Genomic DNA, 16,534 nt, shown 5'->3' with positions numbered 1-16,534 from the left:
TCGTCCTATTGGGCGACTCGTAGACTCTTTAAGAACAGTAACAAGTATTGTTTCCTGTCGAGGGACAAGAACATGGTCCCGTAGAAAGTCGCTAAATTAGCGGCTTTTTTTGTTTTATCGGTACAAGTTCTTGTCCCGAGTCCAGGACATGAACTTGTACCGATTGCCAAAAGGACAAGAACATGAGCCGATTACCGATTAGATAAGAATCCAACTATGTTTCCATGCAATTTCATTAAGCTAAAGTGGAGGGTGGTTAAGATCAAGCTCGGCGAACCGTATCACACATAGAGGCAATTTCTCTGAAATTATTAATAAAAAGAACTACTGTAATCCGCTAAATCGTCATATCGACGGTTTAGCGGTTTTGTGCAAAGATGAATTAAATCAACTTATACATAGCAACCGCACCTCTAAATCGGTAGACTCTAATTGAGGTTGTTGTGATGAAGGACGGCCGGCTCATACGAAGGGGTGTAACGAATGAACGAAATCATAAAGAAGAAGCTGCTGGACAAAAATGAACTGCTGATCAACATGGTGATCGAACGCGCAAGAAGAGATTTTCTAGACGATATCGCAATTATTGGGCTTACAGGTTCGTTTAGCACCGGGGACTTTCACGAAAAGAGCGATCTTGATTTAATTATCATAAATAATACAGAAAGAGGATGGGGAATATCCGATTGCTTCATCTTAGAGGACGTTGGCTATGACATCTATTGCACACCATGGGATACAAGAATACACGCACAATCCATTTTAGAGAGTCCCAACGTATCGAGCCTAACCGAGCTCAAAATTCTCTATTATGGAAAGCCTGAGGATTTGGAGAAATTGAACGACTTTAGGCAAAAAGCTCTTGATGCGCTTGCGGAGCCGATAGGAGAAGCGTGTCTTAATCGAGCAAAAAAATGGATCGATCTGGCTAAGCAAGCGTACAGCGATACGATGCTGGGTGATAATATCGGTTCAGTGAGACATGCATCTGCCGACGTTCTGTACAATCTGGTCAATGCCTTGGTCAGTATGAATAACACGTGCATCAAACGAGGAATCAAGCGTTATTTAGAAGAAATACGCTCGTATCGCTATGTTCCAGATGATCTCGAATCCTTATACATGTCAGTCATCGAAGCTCATACCATTGAAGATATCCGAATTGCCACATTTAATATGTTGAACAGCGTTACGAGGTTACATACAAAGATGTGTGATAACTTCATTGTTAAACCCGCTCCGACTTTTGATAATCTGAGGGGAACTTACGAAGAATTGTGGTGCAACTACCGCAATAAAATCTTGAACAGTGTTAAAACGAACGATGCCTCTTATGCCTTTCTTTCGGCCTTTGGAGCACAAGGATATCTTGATGAAATGGCTGCGGAGAAAGGAACCAAGAAATTTGATCTCATGCAGTACTTTGATGCAAGTGATTTACCAGTAATGAAAGAGAAGTTCCTTGAAATGATGGATGAATATGTAGACGAATATGGTAAGGTCGGTAGAGAAGTCGAACGTTTTACAACCTTCGAGCAATTATATGACCATTATATCAATCATTGATCTTATATCTCTTAAATCCCAGTTCGTAATAAGTCCGGCGGAAACGTGACTGTTGACAATCTATCCAATAAAATGGGATTTTTGAGTGTTACTATCTTCGATCATGCTTGACACGGCCTTCCTTTCTTATATATGGTCCATATAATTATCAGGCGCATTCCCGTTATTTAAGTACTCGTCCATTTTTTTCGATATTGATGCGGCGTGATTCCCATTTGCGTCTTAAAGAATTTGCAAAAATAAGAGCTATTCGTTAATCCGATCTCCTCCGCAATAAGCGAGATCGGTTTTTTTGTCGTTGTTAGGAGCTGTATGGATTGATGAATCCTTCGGGCTGCTATGTATTCCGTGATGCTGATCCCTGTCGCTTCTTTAAAGAGATGTGACAAATGGTAGGGAGATAGATGCAGCGACTTCGCCATATCGTCCAATCGGAAAGGAATCGTATAATTCGTTTCAATCCAGGTTAAGATGTGCTCCACCCGATGATTTTTACGGGTTTGGTAAGTTGAACTCCGTTCTCTCCGCTTATCCCAGATTGGTTTCAAGGAGCGAAAAAGTGCAACAAGAAACAGCGAAATTTCTTCATATTTTTCCGTGTTGGACAGCGTCGGGAATCGATCGTTCATGCTCTTGTATGCACCGTCCAGGTAAGGGTCGTCGACCTCATATAAACAAGGGAAAGGAAGATTGCCTAGATAAATATAATTGTAAAATTCATGGAGAGCGGGCCACTGTTTAAAATATGCCTCAAACACGGTCGGTTCAAAAATCGCAATCGAACGTTCGAAGCATTGATGATCGTCGTATTCAAGCTTTAGGTGGTGGAGTTGACAGGGCTGAAATATACAAAGCATGCCCGGCTTAATCTCATAGCTGTTGTTGTTAACGATCATGGTTCCCCTTCCTTGATGAATGAGCAACACTTCAAGGCCAAGATGGGAATGGAAAGTCTCTTTATGCTCGTAATTTTCGCTTTTACGTCTATAGGCAAAGTACAAGGGAGAGATACTGTAGTTGCTTGCAACCAATGACAACTTGTTTGCCTCCTTCTTCCTCGTCTTCGTACATGCATTGAATATACCATACAATCCGCAATCTAGCGTTATTTTTCCCCCATAGCCAAACACATTTACAAGGCTGCACCGGATATAATTTTTATATAAAAAATAAAGTGGGGAGGCAAAAAATAACGTATGTTAACGGTTGCGATTATAGGTACGGGTGCAATTTCGCCCAGTCATATCGAAGCCTATCTGCAGTTTAAGGACCGCTGTAAAATTGTTGCCTTATGCGATCTTTACCCAGAGAAGGCTGAAGTGAGGCGGGAGCAGTACGGACTGGAAGCTAAAATCGTACACGATTATAAGGAACTGCTTCAAGACGGAATCGATCTCGTGTCCATTTGTATGCCCCCGTACGTTCATGCGCAGGTTGCGGTCGATTTCCTGAATGCAGGAAGCCATGTCATTGTAGAGAAACCTATGGCAGCGTCGCTTAAGGAATGTGATGACATGATTGAAGCGGCACGGAAAAACGGCAAGGTGTTGTCCGTGATCGCCCAGAATCGATTCAGAAATCCGATTATGAAGCTGAAACAAGTGCTGGATAGCGGTCTGGCCGGCAAGATTCTGCATGCCCAAGTGGATTCTTACTGGTGGCGGGGCCATTGTTATTACGATTTATGGTGGCGCGGCACTTGGGAGAAGGAGGGGGGGGGCCCTACGCTGAATCATGCCGTACATCATATCGATGGATTGCTGTGGATGCTTGGTCGTCCTAGCCACATACAAGCTTACATGGCTAACGTCGCGCACGACAATGCCGAGGTTGAGGATTTATCCATCGCGATGATGAAATATCCGAATGGAGCTTTGGGACAGCTAACCAGCTCGGTCGTCCACCACGGAGAAGAACAGCAATACATCTTCCAAGGAAAGTATGCACGGATTTCTGCCCCGTGGCGGGTAACGGCTTCCACTTCCTTGCCGAACGGCTTCCCTGAACGCGATTTGGAACTGGAAGAAAAAATTCAGAAATACTATGACGAAATGCCGGATTTGCCGTACGAAGGTCATACTGGTCAGATCGACAATGTGTTGAGCGCGATCGAGCATGGAACGCCCGTGCTCATCGACGGAGAAGACGGTCGCAGCACTTTGGAGTTGATCATGAGCATCTACAAATCCGCAAGCATGGGAGAGAACGTGCAGCTCCCGCTACAAAAGAATGATCCCTTCTATACGCAAGAGGGTGCTCAACAAAACGTTCCTTATTTTTACCAAAAGGGCAAGAGCATTGAGAATTTTGAGGATGGGAAGATCACGACAGGAAGCAATTATGGCGAAAAAAAATGATATGGGTGGGAGGCTTATCATGATGCAGAAAAGCGACGGAATGAACTATGCCCCGAAGGGGAAGCCCAGTCCGGTGGTGAAGCCGGGCGAATTTATCATCGCCGCTGTTGCGCTCGACCATGGACATATTTACGGTATGGTGAACGGGTTGATCGAAGCGGGAGCAACGTTAAAGTGGGTATATGACCGCGACCCTGCCAAAGCCGAGGCATTTGCGCGGACCTTTCCTCAAGTCAAAATAGCTTCATCCGAAGACGAGATATTCTCCGATGATGACGTTCACCTGATCGCAGGGGCGGCTGTTACATCGGAACGCTGCGCGCTCGGACTTAGGGCCATGGATGCAGGTAAAGATTATTTTACGGATAAAGCGCCGTTTACGACGCTTACGCAACTGGAATCGGCCAGAGCAAAAGTTCGCGAAACCGGAAGAAAGTATATGGTGTACTACAGCGAAAGGCTGCATGTGGAATCGGCGGTTTATGCCGGACAGCTTATCCAGCAAGGCGCGATTGGCCGAATAGTCCAAGTGACAGGGTTCGGTCCGCACCGCCTGAATGCACCTTCCCGGCCGGAATGGTTCTTCCAAAGGGAACGCTACGGAGGAATCCTGTGCGATATCGGCAGTCACCAAGTTGAACAATTCCTCTTTTATGCCGGCTGCGAGAAGGCGGAGGTGCTCCACAGCAAAGTCGGTAATTACCATAGTCTTGAATACCCGGAGCTTGAGGATTTCGGCGACGCTACGCTGTTAGGGGATAACGGAGCCACGCATTATTTCCGAGTTGACTGGCTCACACCGGACGGGTTAGGTACTTGGGGGGACGGTCGTACGCTCATTTTGGGTACGGAAGGATACATCGAGTTAAGAAAGTATATCGATATCGCTCGCGACCGAGCCAGCGATCATGTTTATCTAGTCAACAAAGAAGGAGAGTATCATTTTCAAGTGTCCGGTAAGGTTGGATATCCCTTCTTCGGCGAACTGATTCTCGACTGCTTGAATCGAACTGAGAACGCCATGACCCAAGCGCACGCTTTTATGGCGGCAGAACTGTGTCTGAAAGCGCAACAGAAAGCTATGCGGATAACGTAGTGGAAGCATCTGCATTATTACATTTCAAGACTATGTGTTTACATGATTTCTCTCCTGTGTGATGGAATGCACATTTACTCATTTCGATTCAATATACAATTTGACATGCTGTCATACCCATACATAGCCATGCATATATATCCCCGAGAATGTAGGTATGGGAGGCGGATCATGGACGGTAACAAAGCTAACAATCAGGCAAACGGTCGAAGCTGGCAGAGAGACAATGCTCAATCACAATGGAGCGTTATGCAGTCGCCGGAACACCATTCGCAGACGGTGGGTGAACGGGGACCGATTCTGGAACAGGACAGCATGCTGCATGAAACACTTGAAACCTTTGTCCACGAAAAGATATTAGAGCGTCCGGTCCACGTGAAGGGGTTTGGTGCCATGGGTTATTTTGAAACCCTTCACTCGATGGCCGCTTATACGAACCTGTGCTTCTTGCAGCAGCCGGGACAACGGGTACCCGTTACAGTTCGTTTCTCACTTGCAGTCAGCAATAAAGGGACACCAGATACATCCCGCAACGTGCGTGGATTCTCGACGAAATTTTATACCGAGCATGGCGTATTCGACCTGCTCTGTAATCATATCCCTGTGTTCCTCGTACGAGACCCGATCCGGTTCCCTGAATCAATTCATGCTTTCCTGCCATCACCAGTTAACAATCTCATCGATCCGAATCGATTCTGGGGTTTCATTGCTACAGCGCCAGAGGCAACCCATTTCGTTGTACGTCTGTACTCGGACGAAGGGACGGTCAAGAGCTTCCGCCATACGCCAGGACACAGTGTTAACACCTATGTTTGGAAAAACGCACAGAACGTTCGCTTCTACGTCAAATATCGCTGGATTCCGTTGGCTGGAGAGCAATATATCGATGCGCAAGAAGCAGCTCGTTTGGCCTGCGAGAACCCGGATTATTCGGGTAAAGATCTGTATGACACGATTGCCAAAGGCACACCAGTCCAATACGGGCTGTATGTGCAGTTGATGAACCCACAGGATGAGGCGATGCTGTCGTTCGATCCGCTGGATGACACGAAAGTGTGGGATGTGAATCTTTTCCCTCCGTTGCCAGTGGGTCGACTCGTATTGGATACGAACCCTACTAATTATCAGGAGCAGATCGAGAAGCTGGCATTCTCCCCGTCAAATCTTCTGGATGGTGCCGAGCTGTCCGATGATAAAATGCTGCAAGGTCGCAGCAATATTTATTGGGATTCACAGCGGCATCGCCTTGGATCGAATTTCCGCAAAATTCCGATTAACCATCAAGCAAACTGGTCACCGACTGAACAGGTAACGAGCGGGGCAGGTCGCTATGTAGCCGGACGGCTCGTTCGATCCGATATTCCGAAAGCCGATAATTTCACGCAAGCGGGACAATTCTACCAATCGCTCACACAAGTTCAGCAGGATCATCTTGTTCAGAACCTCGCTGGTGACTTATCGGCGGTTTCTCATGAGATTCAGAGGGTTGTGTTAGGCTATTTATTCCAGGCAGATGCAACATTAGCCGATAGGGTAGCTCGTCAGATCGCCGCACCGAAGAAGGGATGATTCACGCAATTACGTGAAGGAGAATGAGGTCAACCAATTCATTCGGCTGCCTTTTTGGATCATAGCTATAGGTATAAGTGCCAAATAAAGAAATCATGTCGAGGGACAAAAACATGGTCCCATAGAAAGTCGCTAAAATAGCGGCTTTTTTGTTTTATCGGTACAAGTTCTTGTCCCGAGTCGAGGACAAGAACTTGTGCCGATTGCCGTAATGGACAAGAACATGAGCCGATAACCATTTAGATAAATGTCTAACTGGTTTCCATGCCAATTCATTAAGCTAACGGGCAGTTTTGCGTAATGGGTGGCCATTATTATCAGACAGATGGGGAATGTTTCCTTTATAATATTAGGTGACACTCCATTGCACTAACGAGACATGTTAGTGCAATTTAACACAAGGAGATCAAGATGAGTGATTGGCTATTTTTATCCTCAATTTAATCCAATGGGTCAGTGAATATTTAACTAGGTTTAAGAAGTTAAAAGGATAAGGGTGAATGATGTGCCAATAGGGTAAAGCCAGAGAAGAGAAGGAAATGGTGGAGGGATTCAAATGATAAACATAATTGAAGAGCTTAAGAAGATGTCCCAAAAAAGAGGGTATGAAAATAAAGACGATTTTCAACAGCTGCTGGAAAGATGTAAGGATATAACGTTGTCAAATGAAGATGTTGAATTTTTAATAGAACTGTATTTTAAGGCTAAAAATTTGTACATTCGCAACACAATATTGAAAGCACTTGTGTTCTGTGAAGATATTGATTTAAAGGAATTCTTCTTAAAAGCGTTTAAAAAAGAGCGCTACCTGGATATGAGATTGACTGCAATTCGAGGCTATGCAAAGTATGCAACTGAGAAAGAAGTAGAGAAACTGATGACTAAATTCATAGAAATTCTGATGAAGCGTCCTGAAAGCACGCCTTATAACTATCAAGAATATGAACTGCTTCGTTCTGCTTTTGGGCTGCCGTATTTAGTAAATCAATATGGATATGCTTGTTTTGTCCAGGCATATGAGCAGGAAGAAAAACAATATAATGCCATGCCAGATGCTTTCAAAGGTCATTTTACTTTAAATGAAAGAGGGGATATTGTCCAACTTCGCTCATTAGGAGAAAGCAAGAAGACGCTTGATGATTTTTGGAGCAGAGGTAATTGAAGTTTGAAAGGAAGTGACACTAATGATAAAACAACAACTGTTATTTAAATTCAACAGATTCTCAGCAAATGAAGTTTTGAAAGCATGGGAAAACGCGGATAAATCAAAAGATGTAATACTATTAGAATCCGCCCATTCGGATTGGTCAATAGAAGTAGACGGTATCCAAAATATCTCTCATCAAATGTTTGAACACTTTCTATCTAAATTGGATGTATTTGATAATGGAGTGCAGCTTTATTGTAAAGAGGTCTATGAAAACAGTAATTTTAAAATAGAACATTTTATCGTGTCATTGCAGTGGATTTCATTACATGAAAACTCAATTACACTGGGATATTGGGGAGATTATGTAAACGTAGAGTTAAGATCCATCATAGAGTGTGACAATGGAATCTGGAAGCAGATAGACATCTATTATCAATAGAAGCATGATGCTTATCTCAACGTGATCAGCTGCCTTCTTGTTCAACAAATGGACAGTGAGACCCTGGTATATTAACGGGAGGTTTACTTTGAAAATAAGGATTAAACATGTGATGCTTTTGGCAGTTAGTATTGTTTGGGTTGTTATCTTAGTCGGGTGTGGCAACGACAATGAGTTAACGATTGATCAAGTAGACGTTATGGCCAAGGTAATGGCGGACGGGGATTTATATGTGGAAGAGCTATTCACTTACACAGTACAAGGAGAGTATGAAAGAATTCCTAGATATATGGATAATTTCGGGGGAGCGAATATTGAATTTTTTGAAGCTTACGTACCACCGAATGACCGAGAGCTCGGTAATCTTGGTTATGTTAATTTGGAGCGTTATCCGGTCTTTTTAAGAACTAAATCAGGTTCTTATTACATCGAATTACAAGTTAAAGATGAAACGAGGCAGATCTATTATCGCTATAGGCTTGATCGAGAAGCTGTGAAATATGACGATCGTGGAGAGCTGGATTGGACCGTACTCAAAGATAACAGGTTTGATCATCACAACGTAACCGTTAGGGTATATACAGAACAGCCTGCAAAAGAGAATTTAACTGGATTTGCTTACGATCGCTCAAGAGGCAGCTTGACAGAAGTAAACAATCGTTGGATCAGGTACGAAAACACGCTATTACCTGAAGGGGATAGTGCGAGGCTGAAGGTGTATTTCCCCCCAGAGGTGCTGACGGAGAGGGAAACAGAAGAGCCCTCAGCCTCACTCTCGGAACGACTATTAGATGAACAGAAGCTTCAGCAAAGATTCGAAAAGCGTGAACATTTACTGAATGCGGGTCAACATATCAGCCGCTGGCTGACCTATGCAGCCATAGCAGGTATCGTTTATTATGCCCTTTCGCTGCGAAGGATCTCATCCTGGTGGAGTGGTAGGCGGATCAGCTTCGAAGATCTCTCAGCGATGGATCCAATCGATATGATTTACCTTTTCCGGAAAGGAAAGCTCCGACTTGCAGATGGGCTGGCCGGTGTATTTTCGCTGCGCCGTAAAGGCATGGTGAGTGTTTCCTTAGTGCCATCAGGTATGCGATTCCAGGAAGATTCGAGAGCGCCGAAGAGGCTTCCCGAGTTTACATTCAAGGGTAATCGTACAGCCCTGAAAAAACCAGACCGTTACTTGCTTGGTTGGCTGTCTCACGGTACGACTGTCCTGAACCTGGATAAATTTTCTGGCCCTACGAAAACAGAGCGCAGGAATAAAGCGACTATGGGTAAGTACATAAAGCGCATGAGAAGTCTTAAAAAGGGACTGAACCGCTGGCAGGAGCTTGTGGAGACTGAGAATAGCAAAGGGATCATCTACAAGGAATACGCGGCGAGAAAAGTCATCATACCGGCTCTAGCTCTCATACATCTGGTTTTGCTCATTTATCTGTACATTGCAGACGTAACAACTTGGGGATGGGTAGGAGTATTGGCCATTATTTTGGGCGGCGGACTCTTGTTGGCTTCTTTTCGCTGGCGCCTCAAAAGATACATCATCATCTTTTTGGTCGTTTGCTTTTTCGTTGCAGCTCCAATTTTGTATGGTCCCTTGGTAGACGAATACTTGAACTTCGTAATTCTTTCGTTTTTACTTGTTGGGTTTTTACCCCGAGGAGCATTAGATCGGCGTTCGGCAGCTTACCGAAGCGCTATAAAGCGGTATCGACGAAAGCTGGCTAGAGGCGGACATGACGTAGGAAGGGCTGGTAATAACATCAAATGGCTGGAAAAGATGAGGGAAGATGCGCTATTACTTGGTGTAGGAGAACGTTTTATGAGGAATGTAAGCAAAGAAAACCCGGATTTTACTTTCTCAGAGGCTTCTTCTCTGTTTGATAACGATGTGGATACCGCTATCGATTATGTCTTTAATCGTTCTTGGAAGGGAATACCTGGGAGGACATCTTACGGGAGAACTTGGAGCAGTAATAGTGACAGTGGAGCAGACGGGGGGAGCTCATACGACTACAGTAGTGACGGTGGCAGTGATGGAGGTTCGGGAGATGGCGGTGGGGGAGGAGATTGACTAAGTTAGTAAAAATTGTCGGGTGACAAAAACATAGTAACATTAGAAGCCGCTGATTATGCGGCTTTTTATATTTAGGTTATCAAGTTCTTGTCAAAATGCAATGACAAGAACGTTGTTACATTTCCGATTTGATTTCATTGTGGCAGCAGAAGTCTTTTTATTAAGTTAAGGGGGAAGGGCGTGTCATATGACATTTTGACACTGTTGTACATAACAACGAGTGCAGTAGGATACAGAAGAGAGTTCTGGGAACTAGAATATATCTCATCAAACCAAATCACATAGTATTTAAGGAGAGGATTTTATGAAAAAGAAAATGGGTATCGCAATTGCTGCTTCGATGATCACACTGGCTGGTTTTACAGGAAATATTCATGCAGCTTCGAAAGTAGGTGCTTCTCTTATAGCTCACTACAACTCAAATCAAAATGCCGAGCAGATAAACTGGTTAGAAAAGCATGCCATGCCATTAAAGTCAACGGATCCAACAGCATCTCTTCAGGATTTAAGACCGCTTAAGGATATGATCGGATCAGCTACAATTGTTGGTTTAGGCGAAGCGACGCATGGAGCTCACGAAGTTTTTACCATGAAACATCGCATTGTTAATTATTTGACAGCTGAAATGGGCTTTAAGGCCTTAGTGTTAGAAGAGGGATGGGACAGAGCATTGGGACTCGATCGCTATGTTCTTACGGGTAAAGGGGACCCAAGCCAATATCTAAATCCTGTATTTAACACGAACGAAATCATAGATCTGCTTCAATGGATACGCCAATATAATGCTGATCCAAAGCATAAATCCAAAATACGGATCATCGGAATGGATATCCAAACCGTAAACGAGAGTGTTTATAACAATATCCTAGCGTATGTAAAGAAATACGATCCAAAACTTGTCTCTCGCTTCGAACAAAAGATGAAAGGCCTTATTCCTGTAACCAAGGATTTAGATACCTTTGGCGGTCTTAAGAAAGAAATGAAAGCACGGTATGTTTCGGATGCGAAACAAATCAGCGCTTTATTAGAGCAAAATAAAAATAAACTGAATGGAAAATCCCCAGAGTTCGCATGGATCAAACAAAATGCCCGTATTATCGAGCAATTTACGACAATGACAGCCGCATATCCTGATAACCTGGAAGACTTTTATTTGAAACACGATATTGCCATGTATGAAAATGCAAAATGGACAGAAGAACATATAGGAAAAACAATCGTGTGGGGCCATAATGGGCACATATCGAAAACAAACATGATCCCTTTCGTATACCCTAAAGTAGCTGGGCAGCATTTAGCAGAACATTATGGAAAACGGTATGTATCCATTGGAACATCCGTCTATGAGGGACGTTACAATGTTTACAACAGTAACCAAGAATACGGACCCTATGGAACATTAAAATTAGATGACCCGAATAGTTTCAACTATACCTTTGGACAAGTAAAATACGACCAGTTTTTTGTTGATTTACGTAAGGCAAGCGGAGTGACTAAAACTTGGCTAAACGAGCAACATCCCATTTTTGCCGGAGTAACAACGGTAGGTCCAGATATCCCAACAACTGTTGATTTATCATTAGGTAAAACATTTGACATCCTCGTTCAAATTCAAAAAGTGAAGCCATCTCAATTGAATCAATAAAATTCTAATTATGTATGCTTAAAAGTCGCTTAGTTGCGGCTTTTTTGTTTTAACGATATATGTTTGTCAAATGGCGTCAAGGATCCATCTTGAATATATGGCTCCATGAAATGGACTGCTGATATGGCATAGTGCTTTATTACTTTTTTCCTTGTAAGATAAGAATGCTTGGGGATTGTACATATTATTTTAGGTTAAAGTGTGACTTAAAGAAAAGTGAAGTATGTGGGGAAGATACGGATTTATTCTGGTTAATTGAAATCTCGAAAAAGGTGCAGGTAAGCGTAGCGTAATAGCATCGTATAAGAAAAGACATAATGAGTTGTTTGTACCTGTATTACTGGCAAACAGGGGTCATCCTGAGTTTGAACAATTCTACTGTGCAGTTGGTCATGACCGTAGCTCACACTCCGTTCATTTTATGTCATATGACATTTTGACACTGGCAGATTTGACATCAAGAGCAGTAGGATACGTTTACTACTTGCAAAGGATGTGAGCTCTTGATGGCAAGAACCGTCGCCTGTTTTGTTCAAAACGGCTATTTCCTGCTGTTTGCTTTCGTCACCGGATTGTTTTACTTCTGCTTTTATCTGGTTGCCATTATTCTGGGTTTGAGTCTTTCGTTTACTGTCGTGGGCGTTCCTCTCCTGGCTAACCTTTTGCGAACGACAACTGCCTTCCTGCAATTCGAACGAGTACAAACCAAGATCTATATGGATATCACGACCGAGCCTTGTATTAAAGCCGTCAACCCGAAAGTGTCCAACTGGCTCCAAGCGAAAAAGGAATTGCTGAACCGACGCAACTGGATCACTATTGGCTGGCTGATGTTGAAGTTTCCGGTAGGGATTTTAAGTCTGATCAGTGCGGCCTTACTCTATGTGGCGCCGCCTGTATTGATTGCGGTCCCGTTCCTCTATTCGTTTATCGACCTTTCCTTTATGGGCGCAACGGTAGACACGTTTGCCAAAGCTATGATGGTATCGGGCACAGGGGTCGTACTGATGATGATGAGCTACTGGCTTGCGGACCGCTTGGCACGCTGGATAGGCGGCTACACGCGTCTAATGATCAAGCATGTGAACCGGTAGACGAATGCCCGGCCTCCCCTCATAAGTCGGCAGAGTAGAGTGTACTCTATAGCAGTTTACTTTATAATAGTTACGTAATGTCATACTGAAAGTCTTTAGGGGATGATGGTTTTGTTCGATATGGTCAAGCAATGGTACTGGTACGACTGGCTCATGTTCATAATCCGCCTGATAACCAGCATTTCTCTCGCGTTTACGACAATAAGTCTGCAACAATATTTCACGCTGCCGATTATGGTCCTTGTACTATGGCAGTTGATTGCTTTTTCCGTTCCATGGCTTTGCTTGCAGCTCGATTATAAATACTACCTGTTTACCGAAATCGTGATCTCGGGCGGGTTGTGTTTGTATCTGGCTTCATTTTTTCCGCAAGCCTACATAGCATTCCTGCTGTATGCATTTTTTATTGCTGCCCACAGCGCGCATAGGGCCTATCTCTGGTCAGGGCCTGTATCGATATTGCTCCTGCCCGCCATAATCAAGCAGCTTGCAGAGCAGAGTGAATACTTGGTCATGGCCGTTCACATCGGGATGGCGTATATCTTCGGGTTCTCCTTTCATTTACTCGTGCTCAACCATCGTCAAGGCGAAACGATTCGCGAGCAAAATGCGGTGTTGGAGCAGTACCTGTCCCAAATCGAGCGTATCACGCTTGCCGAAGAACGGAGCCGGCTGTCCAAAGAGCTTCATGATACCGTCGGTCATGCCTACACTTCGCTCATTATGGGACTGGAAACGTTGCGTCCTCAGATGGCAACGGATACGGGAACCGAAAGTCTCGATTCCCTATTGAACCTGGCCCGCCAAAATATGGAGGAGGTCAGAGGCTACGTGCATCAAATCGAATCGCCGCATGAGGCGCTCCCGCTGCTTCAATCTTTGAGGAAGCTGGCGGTGGAGTTTCAGGAACATGCCAAGGTGCGGGTTACTTTTCATGCCTACGGGGAGGAATACCCTGTAATGAAGCAAGCGAAGACAGCACTCTACCGCTGCCTGCAAGAGTCGTTGACGAATGCCGTGCGCCATGGACACTCGACAGAGATTAAGGTTTCCATGCAATTCGAGCCCCAGCAGACGAGACTGGAAATTCATGATAACGGCCGCGGGATGGAGCATGGAAGGGAGGGCTTTGGCCTCAGCGCCATGAAGGAGCGGGCGATGGCTTTGCAAGGTCATGTGGCCGTCTATACGGAGCGGGGAAAAGGCACTCTCGTTACCTGCACGCTACCCAGACAAACGGAGCTTAAGGATGAAGTCATCCGCCTGTTGGTCGTCGATGACCACTCCGTAATCCGTGAAAGCTTGCGGACATTGCTGGAAGAGCAGCAGGATTTTCAGGTTGTCGGGACGGCAGAGGATGGCGAGCAAGCGATCGAGCTGTGCAGGCAGGTTAGGCCGCAGCTGGTGCTTATGGATGTTGAAATGCCGAATGTGGATGGAATCTCCGCATCCCGTGCGATAAAAGAATCGTGGCCCCACATCCGGATTCTGATTCTCACCACGTTCGAGGATACCAAACAGGCTCTGGAGGCAATGCGAAGCGGGGTGGATGGATACCTATTGAAGTCCATGCAGCCGTTAGAGCTGGCTGAAACGATTCGCACCGTCCACCGCGGGGGCACGCTGATCGATCAGGGCATGTCGCACAAATTATTTGCCCAACTGGAAGCGGACAATGGCGGTGATGATCCTTCGTCAATCAAAGTGTCCTCGGCCTATGATTTAACGCCGCGGGAGCTTGAAATTTTACAGTTCGTGTCCGAAGGGCTGCGATATAAAAGCATTGCTTCCAAATTGTATTTATCCGATGGTACGGTTCGAAACTATGCGTCATCGGTTTATATGAAGCTGGGGGTTCGCAACCGGGAGGAAGCGGTGCAAAAAGCCAGGGAGGCTGGGCTTCTGGAATAACCCCAAGTTATGTATCCTGGTGGCGGGTGTCGATCATAGGGAGTGATTTACTCCTTATGATCGACACCCGTCATTTCAATTTTTAAAGGCCATTTTTACTTTAACATGAGCGATAAGCGATTAGATAAACATCTAACTATGTTTCCATGTAATTCATTAAGCTAACGGGGCAGTTTAGTTCCAATATGTGGTATTATCTATTTATTAACTTAATGACCGCGTTACTTTAATATCAGTACGGATGGGGGCGTGAAACATTAAACAGAAAAAACTTGTTGGATTGTTCGCATCAATATTTCTCATTGTCTATGGTATATGGAAACTTAATCATTTTTTCGAACCAAAAGTTGGTCCAGTAGGTAACGGTCTTAGTGATACTGATGTGAAAATAGTGTGGATATTGTTTGGGATATCAATGATTTTAGGTGTTGGTGGAGTGATATATTTTTCATATTCTATTTTTAAAAGAAATGATTAATATAAGGACTGTAAAATATAGGAGGTTTTAGCGATGAAGAAATTGGTATTACTTTCTTTTGCTGTTCTATGTTCTTCGCTTTTGTTACTTCCAACCAATGAGGCAGCCGCAGCAGTAAAAAGTCCAAAAGGAACACAAGTTGTTGTGAATAATATTGACTTAGATTCAAAAGATATTCTCATTATGAACAATCAGGTATTTTTTAGTCTGACTTCACTCAAAGGTTTAGGTGGCTTAACGTTTGCCTGGAATAATACTACTAAGCAAGTGACAGTGAAGGGGGGCGACACAAACTTGCAGTTGACTATGAATAATAAAGTAGCACAAAAAAATGGAACTTCAGTTTCATTAAGTACTGCTCCATTTATTCAAAACGGTAAAACAATGATTCCCTTACGTTTTGTTGCAGAAGCGTTGGACGGTTCGGTAACTTGGAATCAAAAGACCCAAACGGCGTTTGTTTCAAAACCAAGCACGAAACTGCTGACTGACTTTAAGAGTAGTGCATTAAGCACGGCCAGAAATGCTGCAATCAATCTTCCTAGAGTTTCACAGCTCACGGAGGACTTTGAACCATTTATGGAAGCATCCAGTCTTCAGTATTATTTTCCGGAAAACACCAATGACCGATTCATCGAGGTCAATAATAATGTAATCCGCTATTATAAAATTACGAAGAACACAGCTTACCTTAAGTGGCAAGCATTCATTAGCGAAAAGACCACTACGCAAAATAACCTTTATTTCATAAACCGCGCCTTTTCAAAAGAGAATGGTTCCCTACCAAATTTTAAAGATACGACATTCGCCAACTTTCGCTGGATGCCTCATATTACTTCTACTGGATATGGTTTAATCACTAAGGAGAATTGGAATGATGTTGTTTTTAAACAAGCCGAACTGCCTCAAGTAAATCTAAAAGAAAACTATATTATTGTTGACATTCCAGAAGAAAAATAATTAGAAGTTGTCATAAAAAGGAGTTTGCAGTTGACGCAATTATTATCGTAACGCCGCATGTCAGTATCGGTCCTTTTCGGCTAGGGATGTGCAGGGAAGAGGTGGAGCAGGCTTTCCAAAATATGGGGCGTCGGAGAGCTGATGATGGCATACCCGGTTATCCTAGCTTTTTAGAAAGATGGTATC

General features: G+C 44.0%; 12 protein-coding genes. 11 read left to right on the top strand and 1 reads right to left on the bottom strand.

Annotation, left to right across the window (positions count from 1 at the left end; genetic code table 11):
* The first annotated feature begins 483 nt into the window (after positions 1-483).
* Positions 484-1,566 (top strand): nucleotidyltransferase domain-containing protein, encoded by a 1,083-nt coding sequence (locus M1D70_RS15735; RefSeq protein WP_456287245.1) that lies wholly within the window; start codon positions 484-486, stop codon positions 1,564-1,566.
* 167 nt (positions 1,567-1,733) lie between these two features.
* Here M1D70_RS15735 and M1D70_RS15730 read toward each other — a convergent pair whose 3' ends face one another.
* Entirely contained in the window at positions 1,734-2,603 is an 870-nt protein-coding gene (locus M1D70_RS15730; RefSeq protein ID WP_456287243.1) for an AraC family transcriptional regulator, read from the bottom strand.
* Between the two features lie 159 nt (positions 2,604-2,762).
* Here M1D70_RS15730 and M1D70_RS15725 point away from each other — a divergent pair, with 159 nt between their 5' ends.
* The 10 genes from M1D70_RS15725 (at position 2,763) to M1D70_RS15680 (ending at position 16,348) form a co-directional block, all read left to right on the top strand.
* Positions 2,763-3,923, top strand: coding sequence for a Gfo/Idh/MocA family protein (locus tag M1D70_RS15725; RefSeq protein WP_456287242.1), 1,161 nt, complete (start codon positions 2,763-2,765; stop codon positions 3,921-3,923).
* A gap of 22 nt (positions 3,924-3,945) precedes the next feature.
* A complete protein-coding gene (locus M1D70_RS15720; RefSeq protein ID WP_456290448.1) occupies positions 3,946-5,019 on the top strand; it encodes a Gfo/Idh/MocA family protein in 1,074 nt (357 codons plus the stop codon).
* A gap of 171 nt (positions 5,020-5,190) precedes the next feature.
* Positions 5,191-6,588, top strand: coding sequence for a catalase (locus M1D70_RS15715; RefSeq protein WP_456287241.1), 1,398 nt, complete (start codon positions 5,191-5,193; stop codon positions 6,586-6,588).
* Between the two features lie 556 nt (positions 6,589-7,144).
* Positions 7,145-7,750, top strand: coding sequence for a hypothetical protein (locus M1D70_RS15710; RefSeq protein WP_009593856.1), 606 nt, complete (start codon positions 7,145-7,147; stop codon positions 7,748-7,750).
* A 22-nt stretch (positions 7,751-7,772) separates the two neighbouring features.
* Complete coding sequence (locus M1D70_RS15705; protein WP_456287240.1) at positions 7,773-8,177, top strand: hypothetical protein; 405 nt, start codon at positions 7,773-7,775, stop codon at positions 8,175-8,177.
* 88 nt (positions 8,178-8,265) lie between these two features.
* On the top strand, positions 8,266-10,257 hold the full coding sequence (locus tag M1D70_RS15700; RefSeq protein WP_456287239.1) for a DUF2207 domain-containing protein: 1,992 nt from the start codon (positions 8,266-8,268) through the stop codon (positions 10,255-10,257).
* Positions 10,258-10,564: 307 nt separating this feature from the next.
* Positions 10,565-11,905 carry an erythromycin esterase family protein gene (locus M1D70_RS15695; protein ID WP_456287238.1) on the top strand — a complete coding sequence of 447 codons (1,341 nt, stop codon included), beginning with the start codon at positions 10,565-10,567 and terminating at the stop codon, positions 11,903-11,905.
* Between the two features lie 506 nt (positions 11,906-12,411).
* Positions 12,412-12,999 (top strand): sensor domain-containing protein, encoded by a 588-nt coding sequence (locus tag M1D70_RS15690; protein WP_456287237.1) that lies wholly within the window; start codon positions 12,412-12,414, stop codon positions 12,997-12,999.
* Between the two features lie 120 nt (positions 13,000-13,119).
* Positions 13,120-14,910: a response regulator gene (locus M1D70_RS15685; RefSeq protein WP_456287236.1), complete on the top strand. Its 1,791-nt coding sequence runs from the start codon at positions 13,120-13,122 to the stop codon at positions 14,908-14,910.
* Positions 14,911-15,421: 511 nt separating this feature from the next.
* Positions 15,422-16,348, top strand: a complete 927-nt coding sequence (locus tag M1D70_RS15680; protein ID WP_456287235.1) for a copper amine oxidase N-terminal domain-containing protein — start codon at positions 15,422-15,424, stop codon at positions 16,346-16,348.
* Positions 16,349-16,534 lie beyond the last annotated feature (186 nt).

It is taken from the genome of Paenibacillus sp. AK002 (assembly GCF_053903045.1).
This window is presented reverse-complemented; position numbering and strand designations above follow the sequence as displayed.

Coding starts and splice junctions, on each gene's coding strand:
- M1D70_RS15725 (WP_456287242.1), top strand. CDS start 2,763: ATGTTAACGGTTGCGATTATAGGTACGGGTGCAATTTCGCCCAGTCAT.
- M1D70_RS15715 (WP_456287241.1), top strand. CDS start 5,191: ATGGACGGTAACAAAGCTAACAATCAGGCAAACGGTCGAAGCTGGCAG.
- M1D70_RS15685 (WP_456287236.1), top strand. CDS start 13,120: ATGGTCAAGCAATGGTACTGGTACGACTGGCTCATGTTCATAATCCGC.
- M1D70_RS15705 (WP_456287240.1), top strand. CDS start 7,773: ATGATAAAACAACAACTGTTATTTAAATTCAACAGATTCTCAGCAAAT.
- M1D70_RS15690 (WP_456287237.1), top strand. CDS start 12,412: ATGGCAAGAACCGTCGCCTGTTTTGTTCAAAACGGCTATTTCCTGCTG.
- M1D70_RS15720 (WP_456290448.1), top strand. CDS start 3,946: ATGCAGAAAAGCGACGGAATGAACTATGCCCCGAAGGGGAAGCCCAGT.
- M1D70_RS15695 (WP_456287238.1), top strand. CDS start 10,565: ATGAAAAAGAAAATGGGTATCGCAATTGCTGCTTCGATGATCACACTG.
- M1D70_RS15710 (WP_009593856.1), top strand. CDS start 7,145: ATGATAAACATAATTGAAGAGCTTAAGAAGATGTCCCAAAAAAGAGGG.
- M1D70_RS15680 (WP_456287235.1), top strand. CDS start 15,422: ATGAAGAAATTGGTATTACTTTCTTTTGCTGTTCTATGTTCTTCGCTT.
- M1D70_RS15735 (WP_456287245.1), top strand. CDS start 484: ATGAACGAAATCATAAAGAAGAAGCTGCTGGACAAAAATGAACTGCTG.